This is a genomic window from Nocardia sp. NPDC004278, from assembly GCF_053602975.1.
Genome location: NZ_JBSGEQ010000002.1, coordinates 20,628 through 38,186, shown reverse-complemented (window position 1 = coordinate 38,186; position 17,559 = coordinate 20,628). Strand labels below are relative to the sequence as shown.

The window sequence follows — 17,559 nt, the reverse complement described above, 5'->3', positions numbered from 1 at the left end:
CTCACTGTCGATTCCGCTTCGCGCCCATGGGAAGCCGCGGATCGATCGCCATATCCGTCCAGGTGCCGCGCAACCACGCCTGTGCCGGATCGTCACTGATCCGCCAGGCCCGTTCCGGTCCGGGACCGGCCATGATGTTCAGGTAGTACATGTGATAGCCGGGCGCGGCGATGGACGGGCCATGGTAACCGTGCGGAACCAGCACCACATCGCCGTCGCGGACCTCCTCGAGCACATCGATCGGCCGCTCCGGCGTTCCGTACACGCGGTGGTAGCCGAAGCCCGGCGAATCATCGGCGCCGCGGGCGAATTCGAAGTAGTAGATCTCCTCGAGCGGGGTCTCGGTATCGGTGAGCTCATCGTGTTTGTGCGCCGGATACGACGACCAGTTGCCGCCCGGGGTGATCACCTCGCAGGCGATGATCGAGTCGGCTTCGAAGGTGTCCGCGGTCGCGAAGTTGTGCACCTGACGGCTGCAGTTGCCCGCACCGCGCAACTCCACCGGCACATCGACGGCGGGGACATATCGGAACGGGAGCTGCCGTTGCGCGCGAGCGCCGCCGAGCGCGAACCGCCCGCCGTTGGCCGTGGTCACGGTGTAGGAGTTGTCCCGGCCGATGTAGGCGAAGTCGGTCGGGCCGTCGAAAACACTGTCGCGCCCGGCCAATTCGCACGACTGACCAGCACTGACCACGGTGCACGAACCGGACAGCGGCACAATGACGATCTCATCGGTGCGGCTGTGCGTGCGATGAGATTGTCCCGGCTCGAGTTCGATGACATGCAGGCTGCAGTGCTCCCAGCCCGCCGACTCCTGGGTGAGCTCCACCGTGTACGGCGCACGGCAGCTGCGGGCGGCGGGTATGTAGTGCTTGCTGTGCATGCCGATCACCGCACCAGCGATACGGCCGTATCGACGGCGCCCGCGACATCGCCGTCCCGTGGATACAACAGGGCGCGGCCCACGATCAGGCCCCGAACCCCCGGCAGCGCAAGGGCTTTCGCCCAATGGGCGTAGGTATCGTCCGGATCTGTCTGTGGGTCGCCGCCGAGCAGCAGGGTGGGCAGGGTGGTGGCCTCCATGACCCGCTCCATCTCCGCGACGACGGGCAGCTTCAGCCAGGTGTATGCCGATGTGGAGCCCAGTCCCTGAGCCAGGTGAACGCTTTTGATGACCGCATCCGGCGACAGGTCGTTGACCACCTTTGTCCCCGGCCCATCGGGCCGGTGCGATATGAACGGCTCGAGCAGCGCGGCCAGGCCGAGCGCGGCGAGCTCATCGATGGCGGCGGCGCTCGCGGTCATCATGGACAGGGTGCCCGGATCGGTGAGATCGAACCGATTGAGCATCTTGGCGCCATTGAGCCCGGCCGCGGCGGTCGCCCGCGCGGTATACCCGGTCATTCGGTCGTCGAGCTCGAAATCCGCGCCCGCGATACCACCTCGGTTCATCGAGCTGAATACGACCTTGTCTTCGAGCGCACCGAGCAGCAGCAGGTCCTCGATGATGTCCGCGGTGCCGAGCACACCGTCGACACCCGGCCGGGCCAATGCCGTGACCAACCGGTCCAGCAGCTCCATGCGGCTGTTCATGGCATAGGGGTTGCCCGCGGCCGCCAGTGCGCCGCGGGCGGGATGATCGGCGGCGATGATCATCAACCGGCCGTCGTCGCGCACCAGACCGCGGCGGGTCCTGGCATCGAATGCCCTGGCGACGGCGCCGGGATCGGCCGCACGCACCTCGGTCAGCTCGGCTACCTTCATGGCTTGGCCCTTCCGGTCGGTGACAGCTCGACAAGTGCGTCGATTTCCGCGCTGGTCGGCATGGCAGTGGAACATTCGAGCCGGGCGGCGACAATGGCCCCCGCGGCATTGGCGCGACGCAGGATGGTCTCCAGATCCCACCCGGCGAGCAGGCCGTGGCACAGACTGCCGCCGAAGGCATCTCCGGCACCGAGGCCATTGACCACCTCGACGGTTGCGGGCGGCACCACCACCGATTCGTGGCGGGTCTTGCCGAGCACACCATCCGGCCCCTGTTTGACGATGGCCAGTTCGACCCCCAGATCCAACAGCGCGTCGGCGGCCCGATGCGGGTCGGTCTCGTCGACGGCGATGCGGCACTCCTCGCGGTTGCCGACCGCCACCGTGACCTGTGTCAGGGATCGGCGCACCTGTTCGCGGGCCTGGCTCTCCGCGGCCCAGAACATCGGCCGGTAGTCCAGGTCCAGTACGGTCAGCGGGCGGCGTTCCCGGATCGACCAGGCCTCGAAATGTGCTGTGCGAGAGGGCTCTTGGCACAGTCCAGTGACGGTGGACCAGTACACACCGGCACCGCGGATGAGTTCGGGATCCACCTGTCCAGCGGTGATCTGCAAGTCTGGCGCGCTGGGCTCGCGGTAGAAGTACAGCGGGAAATCGTCGGGCGGGAAGATCTCGCAGAAGGTCACCGGCGTCGCGAAGCGGTCGGTGGTCTGCACGAGTGCATCCGAGACGCCGAGGCGGACCAGCTCGCGCCGCACGTACCGGCCGAAGGGATCGGCGCCGACACCGGACCACAGCGCGGTGCGCCGCCCCAGCCGCGCCGCCGCCACCGCGACATTGGCGGCACTGCCACCGAGGAACTTGCCGAAGGTGTCGACATCTTCCAGACCGACTCCGGATTGGAGCGGATAGATATCGACGCCGACCCGACCGGTCGACACGACCTCGAATTGAGCGTTCACAGGCTGACTCCAGGGTTGGTCCAACTCGACGGGCATTGCCGCCTGTCCAGACTGTGCGCCACGCCATACCGCCTTGTCAAGACTTTGTCAGGACATACTGACTTACAGACATATTGAACCGGTAAGGCGCGAAGTGCCTTACAGTGGATGAAACGGCGGCCACCAGCACCCGCCCGCCCCAAGGAGTCACGATGCCAGCGCCACTGGATGTCGCGATCGACCGCACGAGCCCGGTCCCGCTGTATTTCCAACTGGCACAAGGCATCGAGAACGCGATACTCAGCGGTCGACTCGCACCCGGTGACCGCATCGAGAACGAACTGGACCTGGCCAAACGGCTCAACGTGTCGCGGCCGACCACTCGGCAAGCGATCCAGGCGCTGGTCGATAAAGGGCTGTTGATGCGCAGGCGCGGGGTGGGAACCCAGGTGGTGCAGAATCAGGTGCATCGCCCGGTCGAATTGACCAGCCTCTACGACGACCTGCTCACCGCGGGGCAGGAGCCGACCACCGAATTGCTCGACTACCAACTCGGCGCTCCCGATATCGATATCGCCAAGGAACTCGGCGTGCCCGAGGATGCCCGCTTCGTGACCTTCCGCAGGCTGCGCCGGGCCGGAAGTGAACCGCTGGCCGTCATGACCAATTATGTACCTGCCGAATTCGCGCCCGCGCCCGACCAGCTCGAGCTGCACGGATTCTATGAATGCCTGCGGGCCAAGGGGATTCACATCGCACTCGCGCGTCAGCGAATCGGTGCACGCAGCGCCACCCGGGCCGAGGCCCAGCTACTGGAGGAGCGTACGAACGCGCCGGTGCTGACCATGCAGCGCGTCGCTTTCGACAGTTCCGGACGCCCGGTCGAAATGGGTCGGCACGTGTATCGCGCCTCGCGGCACTTCTTCGATACGACCGTACTGAGCCGCTGAAACGGTGCGAGTCGAAATCTCGCCAACCGGACAATTTGTCCGAACATATTGATATATATTGTCAGCCCTACGATCGAATCGGCTGCAGCGTAAAACGAGTACCGATCATCGATCCCGGGCCGCCGCGATCATGACGCAGCCTCACCGACACCCCGGATCAAGTGCACCGCGGGTCGTGAACATTCTCGCAGCGTACTGACGATCAAATGCGGCTCTGACCCCATGGGCTCAGGCCACCCTCGATGATTCAGGCGCAGCACTCGCATTCGTGCCCAGCAGCGGGGTCGCCCACTCCCAGGGCCATGGGGGATGGGCAGCAGGTATCGCCGCGCCAGGCATTGATACCTTCCTTGCCTGCGATAGCGGCGATCATCAGTGCCGCGATCGCATCGGCCCACGACCAGCCGAGCAGGCTGTTGATCGCCAATCCGATCAGCAGCACCGCCGACAGGTAAGTGCAGAGCAGAGTCTGCTTGGAGTCCGCAACCGCTGAGGCGGAACCGAGTTCGCGCCCGGCACGACGCTGCGCCCACGACAGCACCGGCATGATCGCCAGGCTCACCGCCGCCAGCCCGATGCCGACCGGCGAATGCCGAGCCTCGCCACCGACCCGCAGCAGAGACAGGATCGAATCGACGCTCACGTAGGCGGCCAGCGCGAAGAATGAGAACGCGATGACCCGCAGCGCGTCCTTCTCCCGCTCCGCTGGGTCACGCCCCGCGAACTGCCACGCCACGGCAACCGCCGATGAAACCTCGATCACCGAGTCCAGACCGAACCCGAGTAATGCCGCCGACGACACCCGGGCGCCCTCGGTCAGCGCGATGATCGCCTCGATCACGTTGTAGGAGATGGTCGCGGCGACGAACCATCGGATGCGCCGAGCCAGTACCGCCCGTCGTTCCCGAGACGGACCCGAGACGGTCACCGCCGAGGGCAGCGACGGAATTCCCAGCGACTGCGACATCAGCAGCACCCCTGCGCATCGGAGTCCGGGCAGCACGCCGGATCCACCGCCAGCACCAATCCGGTGAGGTCGTCGAGCGCGCGCGCAATGCGGGGATCGGCGAGCTCATAGCGCGACCGGCGACCCTCCGGAATCGCCACCACCAATCCGCAACCTCGCAGGCACGCAAGGTGATTCGACAGAATCTGGCGCGAGACCCCGATCCGGTCGGCCAGATCCGAGGGGTAGCTCGGGGCAGTCCGCAGGCTCAGCAAGATCTCGGTGCGCGTCGGGTCCGACAGGGCATGCCCGAAACGGGCCAACGCATCACGGTGCAGCACGGCTTCCACACCCAAGACAGTACATAAGAATCTGTATTCAGAAAATAGTGAACCATTGGAGCTGAACCTCGGCCGCTCACCGGGGGTCCCGGTAGTAATCGCGCGAAAAACAACGACAATGGCTTGTCCAGCACTGATGGTGTGTTTTCGGTTCGGGCTGCGGGTGTTGGCTCGGTTAGCGGATGCGGTGGCTGTCGACCGGGCCGGTGGAGCCCTCGGCGTCCGCGGTGAAGTGCCGAAGTGGACAAGCTGGGATTCCTGCGTGGCCTGGGCGCGGATCGCCTGGATGTGTCGGTGTTGCCGGCGGAGCGGCGGCGGGTTCCTGGCCACGATGGGGTGCCGCCTAAGCCTGCAGGCTCTGGAGCGGCGAAATCCGCAGCGCCGGTACCCGATCCTGCTGACGGTGCTGGCGCAGTCCGCGACCGATGTGCTCGATGAGGTGGTGCAGCTGTTCGACCAGGCGATCTCGGCGAAATTCAGCACCACGGACAGCGCAGGCCCATGGCGTAGACGATGTTTCCGTCCGCCGTGATGCTGGATGGCGACTGTGAACGGCCACAGCACCACGACCCAGTTCACACGGACGGCACGCCCACTCAGCCAGACGACGTGATTGGGAGCGAGATGCCCCGCCTCGATCAACACCCGAATCGCCCTGGCGAGTCGGGATTTCAATGCGGTGTGACGACCTGGTTGGGGCCGCCGTGATGAACAGGTGAACGGCCCCAACCAGGACGTTAATCTCGCCCGGCGTGAATGAGAGTTTCGGCGAGTTCTGCGGGGTGGGTGGTCATGGCGTAGTGAGCGCCCGGCGTCTGGAGTATCCGGCATAGTGGGCCGAGCCGTTGAGCCCTTTTCTCCCAGCCGTATTCTCCTGGGGGAAAGGAGATGTCGTTGACGGGGTTGATATAGCTGGTCTTGATCCTTCCCGAGCCGATCAGCTCGTAGAAGACTCGGAGGTCGAGTTTGTCGGTGAAGTAGGCGACCGGTACGGGAGTCATCGCGGCGAAGATTGTTTCGGCGTCGGCCCGGGCCATGTCGTTGCAGGCACGTTCCCGGATCAGGTCGAATGGCAGCAGGACCCCTTGGGTGGGGTCCAGCGTGCCGAAGATCGCGGTTTGCTCGGGTGGGAACTCGTCAGCCAGTGCGTGACCGTCCGCGACCGCGAGGGCACTCAGGAACACCAGCCGGGTGATCGATTCGGGGACATATTCGGCGGCTTTGGCGATGAAGCTGCCCGCGATCGAATGCCCGACAAGCACGATGTCGGACAGGTCGTGTTCGCGGAGGTACTCCACGAGTGAGGCGACCGCGTCGGCGTGGGTGAGATTCAACGGTGCTCCTGGACCGTGCCCGGCGAGGGTAGGTGTGTGCACCGAGTGTCCGTGGCTGCGCAGCTCGGCCGCGACGTGATCCCAGGTGGCTCCGGTCTGGAAGGCTCCATGCACCAGCACGAAAGTCGATGGGTTCGTCATTGTCGGATCGTTCCTTTCTTCGATCATTTCTCCACCTCGTAGGTGAGCTTCACGACCTTCGAGAAGGTCTTGACTGCGGCGAGTCTCAAGTCGGCGACCTGGCCGGCGCGGAAATAGAATTGGTCCCCGCTACCCCTGAGAAGCGGGTACATGGTGAGGTCGATAGCATCGACCAGCCCTTCCCGCAGGAGCGTCTCCCCGAGCCGACCGTGTCCCAGGATCAGCAGAGGTCCGCCGTCTTGCTCCTTCAACCGTGTCACCTCGGAGACCACGTCGCCTCGGACGATGGTCGGGTTGCCCCAGTCGGCGTTGTCCAGGGTGGAGCTGAACACGTATTTCGGCATCTCGGTGAGCCGTTCGCTCCACATCGGTTTGTGCGTGCCGCCGCCGTAGAGCGCGGCGAAATCCTCGTAGATGCGCCGGCCGAACAGCAACGCGTCGCACGCCTCCAGCAGGCCCAGGCCGTCACGGAGGTAGGCGTCGTCCTGGTGTTTGCCCACTCCCATACCCACAGGGTCGGAGGTGACGCCGTCCGCGGAGGTCAGAACGTATTCGATGATCTTTCGCATGGCTTCACTCCGTCCCGGCGGCGTCGAGGTCGCTCGCCTCGATCAGCGAGTAGCCCGCGAGCTTGGTGCCGGTCCCGCAGACACCGACAGTTGTCGATCCACGGGTGGGCAGGCCCTGATTGGTAAACCGGCCTTCCAGGTTGGCGAACCAAGCGCCCCAGGCAGCCAGCGATTCGGGCTGACCAGGTACGAAGGTGGCCGGCGTCCGGTAGGTGAAGACGAATGTGGCCATGATGCGTGCTCCTTGGTGTGGGATGTTTCGGCCCGCAGCGAGTTGACCGCTCGGTGCCCGGTTCCGGTGGCTCACCGCTCGGCGAACGGGTGTATAGACACCGATTTGCGCCGAGAATGGTCGCTGGGACGGCGACCAGTTCGCGGTGAGGTCGGTGTCTATACACCGACCGAGTGCCGATGACCTAGGAGGGAACGTGGCGAACGGTGAGGTGATGGCGCGGGCGCGGGCCGGTGACAGTGAAGCCTTCCGAGAGTTGACCGAGCCGTATCGGTGGGAATTACAGGTGCATTGCTATCGGATGCTCGGATCGTTCCAGGATGCCGAGGACGCGTTGCAGGACACTCTGCTTGCCGCCTGGCAGGGTTTGGCCGGATACACCGAACGTGCCTCGATCCGTACGTGGCTGTATCGGATCGCCACCACTCGGTGTCTTAACGCGCGTCGCTCGGCGAGCCGACGCCTGGTCACGGAGTGGGATGTGCCGAATGTCGAACCACCGAAACCGAGCCGACTCGGCGAGGTGGTGTGGCTGCAACCGTTTCCCGATGTGGTGCCGGGTCTATCGACCGACATTCCGCTCGGGCCGCAGGCCCGGGTCGAGCAGAGCGAGGCGATCTCGCTCGCGTTCGTGACCGCGCTTCAGGAGCTGCCGCCGCGTCAGGTCGCCGTGCTCGTCCTGCGTGATGTTCTCGGGTTCCGCGCAAACGAGGTCGCGGAGATGATGGAGACGTCCGTCGATGCGATCAACGGCGCACTGAAACGGGCGCGCGCGGGTTTGCGACATCACCGCCTGCTTGGCGAGGATCGGGAGCCGGCGCCGCGGGCCGGTTCTGCGGCAGAAGAGGCCGTCACCGCCCAATTTGTCCATGCGTTCCAGAACAACGATATCGACGCTTTGGTGGCGCTGCTCACCGATGACGTCTTCACATCGATGCCGCCGTTGCCGTTCGAGTACGAGGGCCGCGACGCCGTGGCCGGTTTCTGGTCCACGCTCTTCGACACCGGCCGCCGGATCCATCTGGTTCCGACACGCGCCAACGGTCAACCGGCGTTCGGCACCTACCTGCACGCGCCGAACGGCATCCGTCATGGCACCGGCCTCTTCGTCCTCACCCTCCGCGGCGATCGAATCCGCGCCATGACGCGCTTCGACAGCAGCGTCCTGCCGTGGTTCGGACTGCCACGTTCACTCCCGAGTTGATCTAGTGCTGTGGACGGGAGTGTTCCTCCCCGCCGGCGGCGGCGAGGATGACCTGGCCGGTCGCCGATCTTCTGGTGAAGACCATGGTCCAGTCGTACTGCTGGCGGGTCAAGAAGGTGGCAGCCAGTCCCGCCTGGTCCAGGTTGTGCTTGATCATCCCGATCGGACCACCGTCGAGCCGTCCCGCCTGCACACGGTCACGCAGGTCGTACATCTGCACCGACAGACATCCGCCAGCCTGCTCGACGTGCCCAGCCAGCTCACCAGCGAACACGATCCGGGCCTACCGCGGCGACCTGAACGCCTTCGCCGACCACTACGACGGTGACCTCACCGTGATGGGAGTGGAGCCGGTCCGGCGATCGCCAATATGTACACCGGCTCCCGCGCGAACCGCAGCTACGGCGGCACCAGCGAGATCATGAAGGAAATCATCTCCCGCTCGCTTTGAGACGACAGGGTCATGCCAGGTCGGAGGCGATGATCTTTTCGATATTCCGTTCCGCGAGGCCGGTAATGGTCAGGAAGGGATTGACGCCGGTGCTGCCGGGAATCAGCGAACCGTCGATGACGTACAGGCCGGAATATCCGTTGAGCCTGCCATAGTTATCGGTGGCCTGACCGAGCAGGCAGCCGCCGAGGGGGTGGTACACGAAGTCGTCGCCCCAGATCTTGTAGAGGCCGAACAGATCGGTCCGATAAATCGTGCCCGCCTTGGAATTGATGGCATCGAATACTCGTTTGGCAGCATCGATCGAGGGCTGGGTGTGAGACGCCTGCCAGGATAGGTCCACCCCGCCGCTGGACGAATTGTAGGTGAACCGAGCGCGGTTGGGGTTCTTGGTGATCGCCAGATAGAGATTGACGCCGTTCTCGGTATTCGTTGGGAATGGGGCGATTTCGGCGAACACCGGACCGTTGGCATCGGCCCAGTTGTCGACGCCCATACAAGGAATCGCGGATTGGAGCGCCCCGGTCAAATCCAGCCCGGCCCGGCCCACCATCACATTGCCATTGTTGCCCCAGCCCGCGCCGACCGAATCGGCCAGATTCGGCAGCTTGCCCAGTGCTTTCATGGTCACCAGCAGCTTGCTGGTACCGACGCTGCCCGCCGCGAAGAAGACCTTATCCGCCGTGACGGTCTTGGTCGCCACCGTATTGCCGAGCACATCCATCTGCGTAATGACCACCGTATAGCCGCTCGCGGCCGGTGCCACACTGGTGACCTTGTGCAGTGGGGAGATGCTCAGTTTGCCGGTTGCGGCGGCCACCGCCAGATAGGTCTTGTCCAGTGAGCGCTTTCCGAAGTTGTTGCCATAGATCACCTCACCGCCGAGCGCCGAGCGCGTGACGGTATTCGCCTGCTCCTTCTGCATATAACTGAAGTCGTAGACGTTCGGCACGAAGGTCGTCGCGTAGCCCGCATTGTTGGCGGTCTTTCGACTGACCCTCGCGTATTTGTAGCATTCGGCGGACTCGAACCACGCCGGGTCGACATTGTTGACCCCGAGTGCGGCCTGAGCCCGGGGAAAATAGGTGGAGTACATCGCCGACGCGTCGACCGATGGCAGAATCTGTTGGAAGTAATCCTGTTTCGGTAGCGGAGCCATACCGCCGTTGACCAGCGAGCCACCGCCCACCCCGCGGCCCTGATACACCCGCGTCGCCGCGAACTGCTCCGAGTCGAGTACACCGGCGTCGCTCGGGCTGATGTCTCGGTTGATATCCGCCCCGACGAAATGGTTGATCGGCTGATCGGTCCTGGTCCGGAACCAATACGACCGCTCGTCCGGATCGATCATGGTGCAGAAGACTTTTCCGTCCGACCCGGGCGTGGTCCAGTTCTGTCCCATCTCGATCATCGCGACCTGTTTGCCCGCCTGGCACAAGCGCAGTGCGGCGACCGCTCCGCCGTAGCCGCTTCCGATAATCAGATTCGGTACGTGATCCCCATTGCCGATGGGTGCCGCCGACGCCTTCGCGGTCCACGCGGCCGGACCGAGTGCCATTGCTCCGGCCGCAATTGCAGTGCCCGCCAAGAATTTCCGGCGGGTAATCCCTTGGCGAACGCCGGTGTTGGCCGAGGGGCGTCGGTCGTACATGAGCGAAAACCTTCCGATATGAGGCGCAGGAGAGCACCTCGAGTCGGCAGAATGTAACAGGTTCTAGTTCAGCCTCGAGGCGAATCGCATCGTTGATGTGTCACGATGCCGAGCGAGTTGTCACGACCCGCGCCGAAAGGCGCAATAGCGCTGGCCCACAAACCATTTCGCAGAGAACGCCGACCGTGCAGTGGTGTGTGCTGCCAGAACAACAGCTACCGCGCTGAGATCGCCACCCCGAACAGTCTCCAATTATCGAAACAACAAGGCGCAGATCAGGTTCCGAGATCGAAGCGGATACCGGAGCGCAGCGCCGCGGTGGCGGACAGTCCGAACATGTGGCGGAAGGTTTCACTGAAGTGGGACGGGGTGGCGAAACCGGCGTCGGTGGCGCAACGAGTGAGATCTCGGCCGGTCGCGGCGTCCCGGATCGTGTGCATGACGCGAGTCCATCGCTGATAACCGCGGAACGTGGTGCCGGACGGCTGGGTGAACAACCGGAGGAAATGGGTCGTGGACAGGCCCAGTTTTGCGGCGATGGTTTCGGCCCGGAATGTGCGATTCGGGTCCCGGCGGATCGCGGCGGCGACCGACTCGATCCGCTGATCGGCGGCCGGTGCCCGACCGGCGACGGCCCGAGCGAAGATTCGGTCCGGATCCACCTCCTCGCCACGGCACAGCTCGATCAGCTCCCGCTCCCGTCGGTGGCCGAGACCGTACGGCCCGGCGGTCGCCGTCATCTCCTCCGCGATGCCGGTGGCGGGCGCACCCGCAGGGTCAACGAACAGCAGCAGGATCCACTTCTCGGGGGCGACGACGCGGTGCACCGCGCGGGCGGGAGCGAACGAGCTGCCGGTCCGAATATCCCCGTGCGCGGCGGTCTCCAGGACGAACGACTCGTCCAAGCCGACGCTGAGCACAGCGACCGAGGGCGAATGCAGGTCCACGCCGAGTTCCGGCCCGATATAGCCCACATGACCCGGCCGCACCCCACACCAGCGGCGACTTTGCCGCACCGCATATTTCCGAAAGCGCACCCACGGTCACAACTGCCAGGGTATCGCCATGCCGCCCGCAAGACGGCGGTCGACCAGAGCACCACCACCAGCCGGAGGGCACATCATGCGAGGCAAAGTTCCACTGCGAGTTCGAATCCTGACCGCGCTATCGACCGCGAGCGTGCGGGCACAGACCTGCCGCTGATCGTCGCATTCCACGGCGGCGGATTCATCGGTGGCGCACCGGATCAGGACGATTGGCTGCTCGGTCACCTGGCGGTCAACTGCCCGGCCGTGGTCATCTCGGTCGACTACCGGTTGGCCTCCGAGCATCCGGTGCCCGCACCCATCGATGACGCCTACGAGTCCGTGTCCCACCTGCTCGAGCTCGCTCCCGTGTGGGGAGCCGATCCCACCCGGCTCGCCCTGCTGGGTGCCAGTGCGGGCGCCACGCTCGCGGCGCTCACCGCGATCAAGGCGAAGGAAATCGCGCTGCCGGTGCGCGCCCAGGTGCTGATCAACCCGCAGCTCGACTGGACCGGCCGTGTCTTCGAGTACCCCTCGTTCACCGAGAACTCGGACAGTCCGACCGCCACCCCGGCCAATTGCCGTGCCGTGCAACGCATTGCGCTGCCCGCATCATTCGACGCCCGCGCGATTTCACCGATCGAGTGCGACGACCTCGCGGGACTGGCTCCGGCCCTCATCCAGTCCGCGGGTCTGGACACGCTGGAAGATCAGGCTCCGGCCTATGCCGAACGCCTGCGACAGGCGGGCGTCGACGTGACGCTGACCCGTTACCCGGAAGCGGTGCACGCCTTCCTGAGCATGCCCGGCCTTGTCCCCGCGGCCCGTCCCGCACGTGCCGAGATCCTCGCCCACCTACGCAGCCACCTGCTGCAGCGCTCGGGCGCAGCGGCATCGGCTGCAGACCATCCAACGCGCCGATCGCATCGTCTTTCTGGACAACGGCCGAATCGTGGAGCAGGGCGGCCACGACGAACTGCTGCGCCGCAATGGCCGCTATGCCGCTTTCTGGAATATTTCGCTGGCACCGGCAGTGTGAATGCGCGCGCCCGGAATTCACGGGCGGCGCTCTCTCAGCCGTGGCGATGTAGAGCGATGGATGTGCTGGGATGGTCGTGCAGGAATTTCGGTACGACCATTCGCCAGGCGTCGACGATCAATTCGCGCATCTCGTATTCGTCGATCGCGCCCATCCAGCAGTCGACCCAGTTATAGCGCTGATCCGACAGCCGCGGCAGCCGGAACTTCTCCGGTTCGGCGGCGATGAGCGACGCCCGCTCGGCCTTGGGAAAGGCGAAGCCCATGACGGATTCGTCTCGGGAGAAGGCGATGTAGACGATCCGCCCGACGCGAAACTTGATGCGGTCCGCGACAACCGCCTCGTAGGAGCGCGGCAAGGTGAGCGCAAGTTCGCGCACATCCGTGACGGTGACCATATGCCGATGATGCCACCTGGCTCCGACACCGATGCCCGCAGCGCGGCTGACCGCAATATCGCCTGGTACTGACCTCGATCCCGGCCACCGTATCCAACGGTCGGCGCGCGGGAGGACCTACCGGTGATGCAGGTGATGAGGGTTGCTCACCATGGGATCCTCGTTTTGCCCGAGATACGCCCCGCCGCGGCGACGCTCGCCCCTCAATCGCTGCGGGGTTACGGTGTGTCGAGCCCCGCCGCCTTCACGGCAACCCAGGCGAGGCTTTCGTGCACGATGTCACTGTGCGCGCCGAACGGCGGTTTGCCGTTCACTACGGTGTCGGATGCGTCGATATTGATCAGCTCGCCAGCGGCGAACGGATAGCCGTCACCTACGCCCTGTAGCTCGACCTGGGCTGCGTCGAACGCTCCGACCGCTCCCATCGCTGTCCACGGATTGTCACCGTGCGCGCCCGCGGCGTTGTCTCCCGCGACCTTCGACGCAAGTGGGTAGAAATTGCCCAATGCTCCGTCGTGGCTGGAGAAGCAGACGGAAACGGGCCCGTCCACCCGGCTGGATCGTCCGGCCAGACCGCCACGGCGGTTCCGATCGAATGGCAGCGGATCGGCGAACGCAAAGCTCGAGAACGCACCCTGCAGCAGGGTGACAGATTTCACCGGGGACGGGACCAGACCGTCGGGCAGTCCGGTCAGGGCATACGACACGACCCGCGCGCCGAAGCTGTGGCCGATGAGATTCATGCGCAGAATCGGGAATTCCCGATTCAACTGTCCCAGAAGCGGTCCCAGGCCCTTCTCGCCGACGACACCGGCACGGTTCTTCATCTGCCAGTACGTCAGCGCCCGTAGCGCCTCCTTGGCTCCGTGTAGCACCTTCCCGAGCACGTCACCGATTCCGGCAGCGCCGCCCTGCGCCGAATCGAGGTCGACGCCCGATCTCATCAGCTCCATTGCGAAGTCCCGGAACACCTTCGACGCATCGTTATCCGCGCTGAGCATCGGAGGAAACCCGGCGTCCGCGTTGCCGTCCGGGCCTTCGCTGTCGGCATTTCCCGGGAACGTGGCGATGCTGAACTCGCGCATCTGTCCGAACAGCTCATCGATGGTGCCGCGGTCCGGCTCTTCGGATTCCAGCAGTTCCGCAATCCGATCGAGCTGTTGCGCACCGTCCGGAAAGGTCGCCTTCAACATCCGCAAGGTGTCGGCGTCGAGCGCAGGTGGTCGCGCGGGAACGGCTTCTCTGCGGTCCGCCGCCGCGGCGCCGGTGGGTGCCGCGGTGGGCGCGAAATCCCCGATCGGTTCGTCGCTCCAGCGCTCCGACGGCCACACCACGCCCACGTATCCGATCCGCCGCGTCGCGACGATCGGCAACGTGTCCAGCTTTCCGAACCACCGCTGGTACAGATCGACCGCCTTATTCCGGTCGTTGTTCCAGCCGTGCGAGAACACCATCAGGTCGGTGACCTCCCGCTGGCGCACGCCCGCGACGAGTTCGTCCGCGCCGACCTGATCGATATCGCCGTCCTTATCGAACGAAACGATCCAAAGTGGCTTATCGCCAACAAATTCCGGCATCTTTATCACTCCTTCGTCGCCGGGTTCAGACGTATTGCAGGGCTCGCATCAGGTCGACGAGTCCGCCGCCTTCGAGATAGCGATCGCGACCCAGCGGCGTCGCCGACTCGACGAAGATCCGCTTGACCGATTCGGGATCGCCGATGAATTCCCGCCGGACCGACAGGAACGCCGCGATGGCACCCGACACGTGTGGGGCGGCCATGCTGGTGCCGCTCTGCTCGATATACACGGCCGCGCCTTCCTCGCGTCTGCCCAATGATCGAAAGGCGTCCGCGCCGAGCTTGCCCGCGGCGGCGGAGGTGATGCGTTCGCCCGGAGCCACCAGATCCGGCTTCATCCGCCCGTCGCCGGTCGGCCCTCGTGACGAGAAGTAGGAGATGCCATAGGTATGTGGCGCGTCGCGGTGCGTCGAACCGACGGTGACCGCACGCTTGGCATTTCCCGGATCGTTGATCGTCATACCGGTGCTGAACCGGTTGGGTGCATTCTGGTCTTCGACGAAAAGGCTGACGTACGCCGAGTTACCGGCCGCGACGACGACGATGACGCCACTGCGGACGAGGTTGTCGACCGCGATGCACAGCGGGCTGCTCCCACACGCGTACCACGCCGGATCGAATCCGTAACCGAGACTGAGGTTTACGCCGTGGATACGAGGGGTGCTATCGCTGGCCGCGTTGACCTTGCGCACATAGGACAGAGCTTGGATCACCCGCCCGACCCGTGCCGTTTCGTTGCCCTTCGCGCCGAGTACCTTGAGACTCACCAGCCTTGCCCGCGGCGCGATCCCGGAAAGGCGCGCGGGCTCGACGACCGTGCGCCTACGCAGCTCGGCGCCGTCGGCGGTGTTGTACCGATTTTCGGTGACGACAACCTGCTTCGCCCAGCCACCGAGTCCGCCCGCGATGATTCCGGCGACATGGGTACCGTGCCCCTCCTCGTCGAGGAGAGCACCATCGCGAACAGGAGGCCCGTCTCCCGGGCAGGTGCGATGCAGATCGCGCACGGATCGATCGGTGAGGGTTGCATTGGCGAGGAAATGCGGATGGCTCTGGTCTATGCCCGAATCCACGACGGCCCAGACGATTCCCTCGCCGTAGGCATTGAACGATCGTTGGGCGGCTTCGGCTTTGATCGTCACGAAGGACTGGTCGATCTGACCGTGGATCTCGAAGTCCGGCCAGATGCGTTGCATTGCCCGGGCCAGCATGTCCCGCACCACGGCATCCGCGGATACCAGCCCCTCGATCTGGTCCGGGGTCAACCGTCCGGTTGCGTACTCGTCGGTGAGGCGATACGGCGCACCGGCAGCCGCGACAAGCTTCCAGAGCTCCTTGAGCCGGTTGAACGCGGCATTGAGGCCGCGGCCGTAGCGCGAGTTGAGCTCGATCATGACGGATATCGGATCGTCCGCCCCGGCTGGCATCGCGATACCCATCGCGGCCGATCGGGCGTGCTCGGATCTGCGTGTCTCGAGATGGGCGCGCAACGGTGGCGCGATCACGCCCGCGACCGGCAGCCTGCCCGGCGTGCCGGTTGCTGGCGTCTGTGCCTGCGCCGCAACATAGGCCGCTGCGCGGACGGCCGCATCGGGCGCCTCGCTCCGGCCGAGCGCAGTGAGTTCGATCGCCCCCTGCACGACGAGCTCGTCGTCACCCAGCTTGCGCACAGCATCGGAAACCGCCACCCACCACATCGGCTCGCCTGCCATCGAATCGCGCTCGCCCGCCTCGAACTTGGCGGCGAACCGCGCGGCGACCATCGTCAGCAATCTCTTCTGGTTCACCGTCTTGCCCGGGGGCACGGTGGCGAGGACCGACAGCACCCTGTCTTTCCAGACGTCGATGTCACCCATGGCTCCGGCTCCCGCACATCATGCTCGGATTGCGATCCGCACCATCAGTTTCCAGCCGCTATCGCTGCTGGTCACGGGTAGTTCACTACTCGATTTCACGATGCGGCCCGCGCTGTGGATGTGTGTTCATCGCGCGAAGGCGGGTCAGCGTTTCGGGCTCAACGGTGCAGTGCGGTTTCGCGTTCCATATGCGACAGCTTCTCCGGGTTGCGCACAGAGTAGATGCCGCTGATGAGTCCATCGTCGATGCGCACCGCCAGCACGCTGTCGAGTTCCCCGTTCAGCCGGATGATGAGTGCCGGGTAGCCATTGACCTGGGTCGGTTGCAGCGTCGCGGTGGCGCCGATCGTGTTCCAGTAGATGGCGAACAGTCGAGCCACCTGGTCGGCCCCGACGATGGGGCGTGGGAGGGCCTGTTTGATGCCGCCACCATCGTTGAGCGCAACCACGTCGGGCGCGAGGATCGCCAGCAGGCTCTGGATATCGCCGGTTTCGACCGCTCGCTGGAATGCCGCGAGTGCGTCTCGGGTCTCGGCCGAGGAAACGACTCCGCGCGGTCGGCGGGCGGCGACATGTGCCCGTGCGCGGTGGGCGATCTGGCGGACCGTGACCGGGGACTTGTCGATGGCCTCGGCGATCTCGTCGTAGGCCAGGTCGAATACTTCACGCAGCACGAACACCGCGCGCTCGGTCGGGGTGAGTGTCTCGAGTACGAGCAGCATCGCCATCGAAACGCTGTCGGCCAGCTCGATGTCCTCGGCTACGTCGGGGGCGGTGAGCAGCGGCTCGGGCAGCCAGGGGCCGACATAGGACTCCTTGCGCCGGTCGAGGGTGCGCAGTCGGCTCAGGGCCTGGCGGGTGGTGATGCGGACCAGGTAGGCGCGCTGATCCTGCACGGTGGTGAGGTCGACTCCGGCCCACCGGAGCCAGGTTTCCTGCAGCACGTCTTCGGCGTCGGCGGCCGAGCCGAGCATCTCGTAGGCGACGGTGAACAGCAGTCTGCGGTGTGCGAGGAACGCATCGGTGGCGGGGTCCGGTCGACCGCGCGGCAACGGCTCGGCCGGCTCAACCGTTCGCTCGCCGCCGTCGCTCATTGCCGACTCCCGCCTGTTGTCCGCTCTCGACTGTGCCACACACAC

Annotated in this window: 17 protein-coding genes and 3 pseudogenes; 5 read left to right on the top strand and 15 right to left on the bottom strand. The window is 65.1% G+C overall.

Annotation, left to right across the window (positions count from 1 at the left end; genetic code table 11):
- Window position 1 precedes the first annotated feature (1 nt).
- From iolB to iolC, 3 genes are read right to left on the bottom strand one after another with little or no spacing between them, the layout of a single operon-like run.
- On the bottom strand, window positions 2-883 hold the full coding sequence (gene iolB, locus ACWEO2_RS02700) for a 5-deoxy-glucuronate isomerase (RefSeq protein WP_452403750.1): 882 nt from the start codon (window positions 881-883) through the stop codon (window positions 2-4).
- Between the two features lie 5 nt (window positions 884-888).
- A complete protein-coding gene (locus ACWEO2_RS02695; RefSeq protein WP_354952293.1) occupies window positions 889-1,764 on the bottom strand; it encodes a Cgl0159 family (beta/alpha)8-fold protein in 876 nt (291 codons plus the stop codon).
- A complete protein-coding gene (gene iolC / locus ACWEO2_RS02690; protein WP_452403749.1) occupies window positions 1,761-2,762 on the bottom strand; it encodes a 5-dehydro-2-deoxygluconokinase in 1,002 nt (333 codons plus the stop codon). The genes ACWEO2_RS02695 and iolC overlap by 4 nt, the downstream gene beginning before the upstream one ends.
- A 155-nt stretch (window positions 2,763-2,917) precedes the next feature.
- On the opposite strand from iolC, the gene ACWEO2_RS02685 reads away from it, so the two are divergent.
- Window positions 2,918-3,655, top strand: coding sequence for a GntR family transcriptional regulator (locus ACWEO2_RS02685; protein WP_452403748.1), 738 nt, complete (start codon window positions 2,918-2,920; stop codon window positions 3,653-3,655).
- 247 nt (window positions 3,656-3,902) lie between these two features.
- Here the strand turns inward: ACWEO2_RS02685 and ACWEO2_RS02680 are convergent, their stop codons facing one another.
- Window positions 3,903-4,622, bottom strand: coding sequence for a cation transporter (locus ACWEO2_RS02680; protein ID WP_452403747.1), 720 nt, complete (start codon window positions 4,620-4,622; stop codon window positions 3,903-3,905).
- Window positions 4,622-4,951 (bottom strand): ArsR/SmtB family transcription factor, encoded by a 330-nt coding sequence (locus ACWEO2_RS02675; RefSeq protein WP_355184222.1) that lies wholly within the window; start codon window positions 4,949-4,951, stop codon window positions 4,622-4,624. The genes ACWEO2_RS02680 and ACWEO2_RS02675 overlap by 1 nt, the downstream gene beginning before the upstream one ends.
- A gap of 170 nt (window positions 4,952-5,121) precedes the next feature.
- Here ACWEO2_RS02675 and ACWEO2_RS02670 point away from each other — a divergent pair.
- Window positions 5,122-5,432 (top strand): annotated as a pseudogene (locus ACWEO2_RS02670) (Tn3 family transposase); the annotation flags it as partial.
- Window positions 5,433-5,679: 247 nt separating this feature from the next.
- On the opposite strand, the gene ACWEO2_RS02665 reads toward ACWEO2_RS02670, so the two are convergent.
- Genes ACWEO2_RS02665 through ACWEO2_RS02655 form a run of 3 tightly spaced genes read right to left on the bottom strand, consistent with a single transcriptional unit; the run spans window position 5,680 to window position 7,218 of the window.
- Window positions 5,680-6,417, bottom strand: a complete 738-nt coding sequence (locus ACWEO2_RS02665) for an alpha/beta fold hydrolase (protein WP_452403746.1) — start codon at window positions 6,415-6,417, stop codon at window positions 5,680-5,682.
- A 23-nt stretch (window positions 6,418-6,440) separates the two neighbouring features.
- On the bottom strand, window positions 6,441-6,986 hold the full coding sequence (locus ACWEO2_RS02660) for a dihydrofolate reductase family protein (protein WP_452403745.1): 546 nt from the start codon (window positions 6,984-6,986) through the stop codon (window positions 6,441-6,443).
- Window positions 6,987-6,990: 4 nt separating this feature from the next.
- Entirely contained in the window at window positions 6,991-7,218 is a 228-nt protein-coding gene (locus ACWEO2_RS02655) for a hypothetical protein (RefSeq protein WP_452403744.1), read from the bottom strand.
- Between the two features lie 196 nt (window positions 7,219-7,414).
- On the opposite strand from ACWEO2_RS02655, the gene ACWEO2_RS02650 reads away from it, so the two are divergent.
- Complete coding sequence (locus ACWEO2_RS02650) at window positions 7,415-8,422, top strand: sigma-70 family RNA polymerase sigma factor (protein WP_452403743.1); 1,008 nt, start codon at window positions 7,415-7,417, stop codon at window positions 8,420-8,422.
- A 1-nt stretch (window position 8,423) separates the two neighbouring features.
- Here the strand turns inward: ACWEO2_RS02650 and ACWEO2_RS02645 are convergent, their stop codons facing one another.
- Window positions 8,424-8,696 carry a hypothetical protein gene (locus ACWEO2_RS02645; RefSeq protein ID WP_452403742.1) on the bottom strand — a complete coding sequence of 91 codons (273 nt, stop codon included), beginning with the start codon at window positions 8,694-8,696 and terminating at the stop codon, window positions 8,424-8,426.
- 87 nt (window positions 8,697-8,783) lie between these two features.
- Here ACWEO2_RS02645 and ACWEO2_RS02640 point away from each other — a divergent pair.
- Window positions 8,784-8,873 (top strand): annotated as a pseudogene (locus ACWEO2_RS02640) (acyl-CoA dehydrogenase family protein); the annotation flags it as partial.
- Between the two features lie 10 nt (window positions 8,874-8,883).
- Here the strand turns inward: ACWEO2_RS02640 and ACWEO2_RS02635 are convergent.
- Window positions 8,884-10,524, bottom strand: coding sequence for a GMC oxidoreductase (locus ACWEO2_RS02635; protein ID WP_452403741.1), 1,641 nt, complete (start codon window positions 10,522-10,524; stop codon window positions 8,884-8,886).
- 275 nt (window positions 10,525-10,799) lie between these two features.
- Complete coding sequence (locus ACWEO2_RS02630; protein ID WP_452403740.1) at window positions 10,800-11,540, bottom strand: helix-turn-helix domain-containing protein; 741 nt, start codon at window positions 11,538-11,540, stop codon at window positions 10,800-10,802.
- Between ACWEO2_RS02630 and ACWEO2_RS02625 the strand changes: the two are divergent.
- Window positions 11,460-12,335: pseudogene (locus ACWEO2_RS02625) on the top strand (alpha/beta hydrolase); the annotation flags it as partial. The gene ACWEO2_RS02630 and the pseudogene ACWEO2_RS02625 overlap by 81 nt on opposite strands.
- A gap of 287 nt (window positions 12,336-12,622) precedes the next feature.
- Here the strand turns inward: ACWEO2_RS02625 and ACWEO2_RS02620 are convergent.
- From ACWEO2_RS02620 to ACWEO2_RS02605, 4 genes are all read right to left on the bottom strand, one after another.
- Complete coding sequence (locus ACWEO2_RS02620) at window positions 12,623-12,985, bottom strand: MmcQ/YjbR family DNA-binding protein (RefSeq protein ID WP_452403739.1); 363 nt, start codon at window positions 12,983-12,985, stop codon at window positions 12,623-12,625.
- A gap of 218 nt (window positions 12,986-13,203) precedes the next feature.
- Window positions 13,204-14,562, bottom strand: a complete 1,359-nt coding sequence (locus ACWEO2_RS02615) for a serine-threonine protein kinase (RefSeq protein ID WP_452403738.1) — start codon at window positions 14,560-14,562, stop codon at window positions 13,204-13,206.
- Window positions 14,563-14,587: 25 nt separating this feature from the next.
- Window positions 14,588-16,420, bottom strand: coding sequence for a S8 family peptidase (locus tag ACWEO2_RS02610; RefSeq protein WP_452403737.1), 1,833 nt, complete (start codon window positions 16,418-16,420; stop codon window positions 14,588-14,590).
- Between the two features lie 158 nt (window positions 16,421-16,578).
- Window positions 16,579-17,514, bottom strand: coding sequence for an RNA polymerase sigma-70 factor (locus ACWEO2_RS02605; protein WP_452403736.1), 936 nt, complete (start codon window positions 17,512-17,514; stop codon window positions 16,579-16,581).
- Window positions 17,515-17,559: the final 45 nt, after the last annotated feature.

Excerpts from the sequence above, each read along its gene's own strand:
- ACWEO2_RS02635 (WP_452403741.1), bottom strand. The coding sequence starts at position 10,524 with ATGTACGACCGACGCCCCTCGGCCAACACCGGCGTTCGCCAAGGGATT.
- ACWEO2_RS02695 (WP_354952293.1), bottom strand. The coding sequence starts at position 1,764 with ATGAAGGTAGCCGAGCTGACCGAGGTGCGTGCGGCCGATCCCGGCGCC.
- ACWEO2_RS02660 (WP_452403745.1), bottom strand. The coding sequence starts at position 6,986 with ATGCGAAAGATCATCGAATACGTTCTGACCTCCGCGGACGGCGTCACC.
- ACWEO2_RS02615 (WP_452403738.1), bottom strand. The coding sequence starts at position 14,562 with ATGCCGGAATTTGTTGGCGATAAGCCACTTTGGATCGTTTCGTTCGAT.
- ACWEO2_RS02685 (WP_452403748.1), top strand. The coding sequence starts at position 2,918 with ATGCCAGCGCCACTGGATGTCGCGATCGACCGCACGAGCCCGGTCCCG.
- iolB (WP_452403750.1), bottom strand. The coding sequence starts at position 883 with ATGCACAGCAAGCACTACATACCCGCCGCCCGCAGCTGCCGTGCGCCG.
- ACWEO2_RS02665 (WP_452403746.1), bottom strand. The coding sequence starts at position 6,417 with ATGACGAACCCATCGACTTTCGTGCTGGTGCATGGAGCCTTCCAGACC.
- iolC (WP_452403749.1), bottom strand. The coding sequence starts at position 2,762 with ATGCCCGTCGAGTTGGACCAACCCTGGAGTCAGCCTGTGAACGCTCAA.
- ACWEO2_RS02680 (WP_452403747.1), bottom strand. The coding sequence starts at position 4,622 with ATGTCGCAGTCGCTGGGAATTCCGTCGCTGCCCTCGGCGGTGACCGTC.
- ACWEO2_RS02655 (WP_452403744.1), bottom strand. The coding sequence starts at position 7,218 with ATGGCCACATTCGTCTTCACCTACCGGACGCCGGCCACCTTCGTACCT.
- ACWEO2_RS02610 (WP_452403737.1), bottom strand. The coding sequence starts at position 16,420 with ATGGGTGACATCGACGTCTGGAAAGACAGGGTGCTGTCGGTCCTCGCC.
- ACWEO2_RS02620 (WP_452403739.1), bottom strand. The coding sequence starts at position 12,985 with ATGGTCACCGTCACGGATGTGCGCGAACTTGCGCTCACCTTGCCGCGC.
- ACWEO2_RS02605 (WP_452403736.1), bottom strand. The coding sequence starts at position 17,514 with ATGAGCGACGGCGGCGAGCGAACGGTTGAGCCGGCCGAGCCGTTGCCG.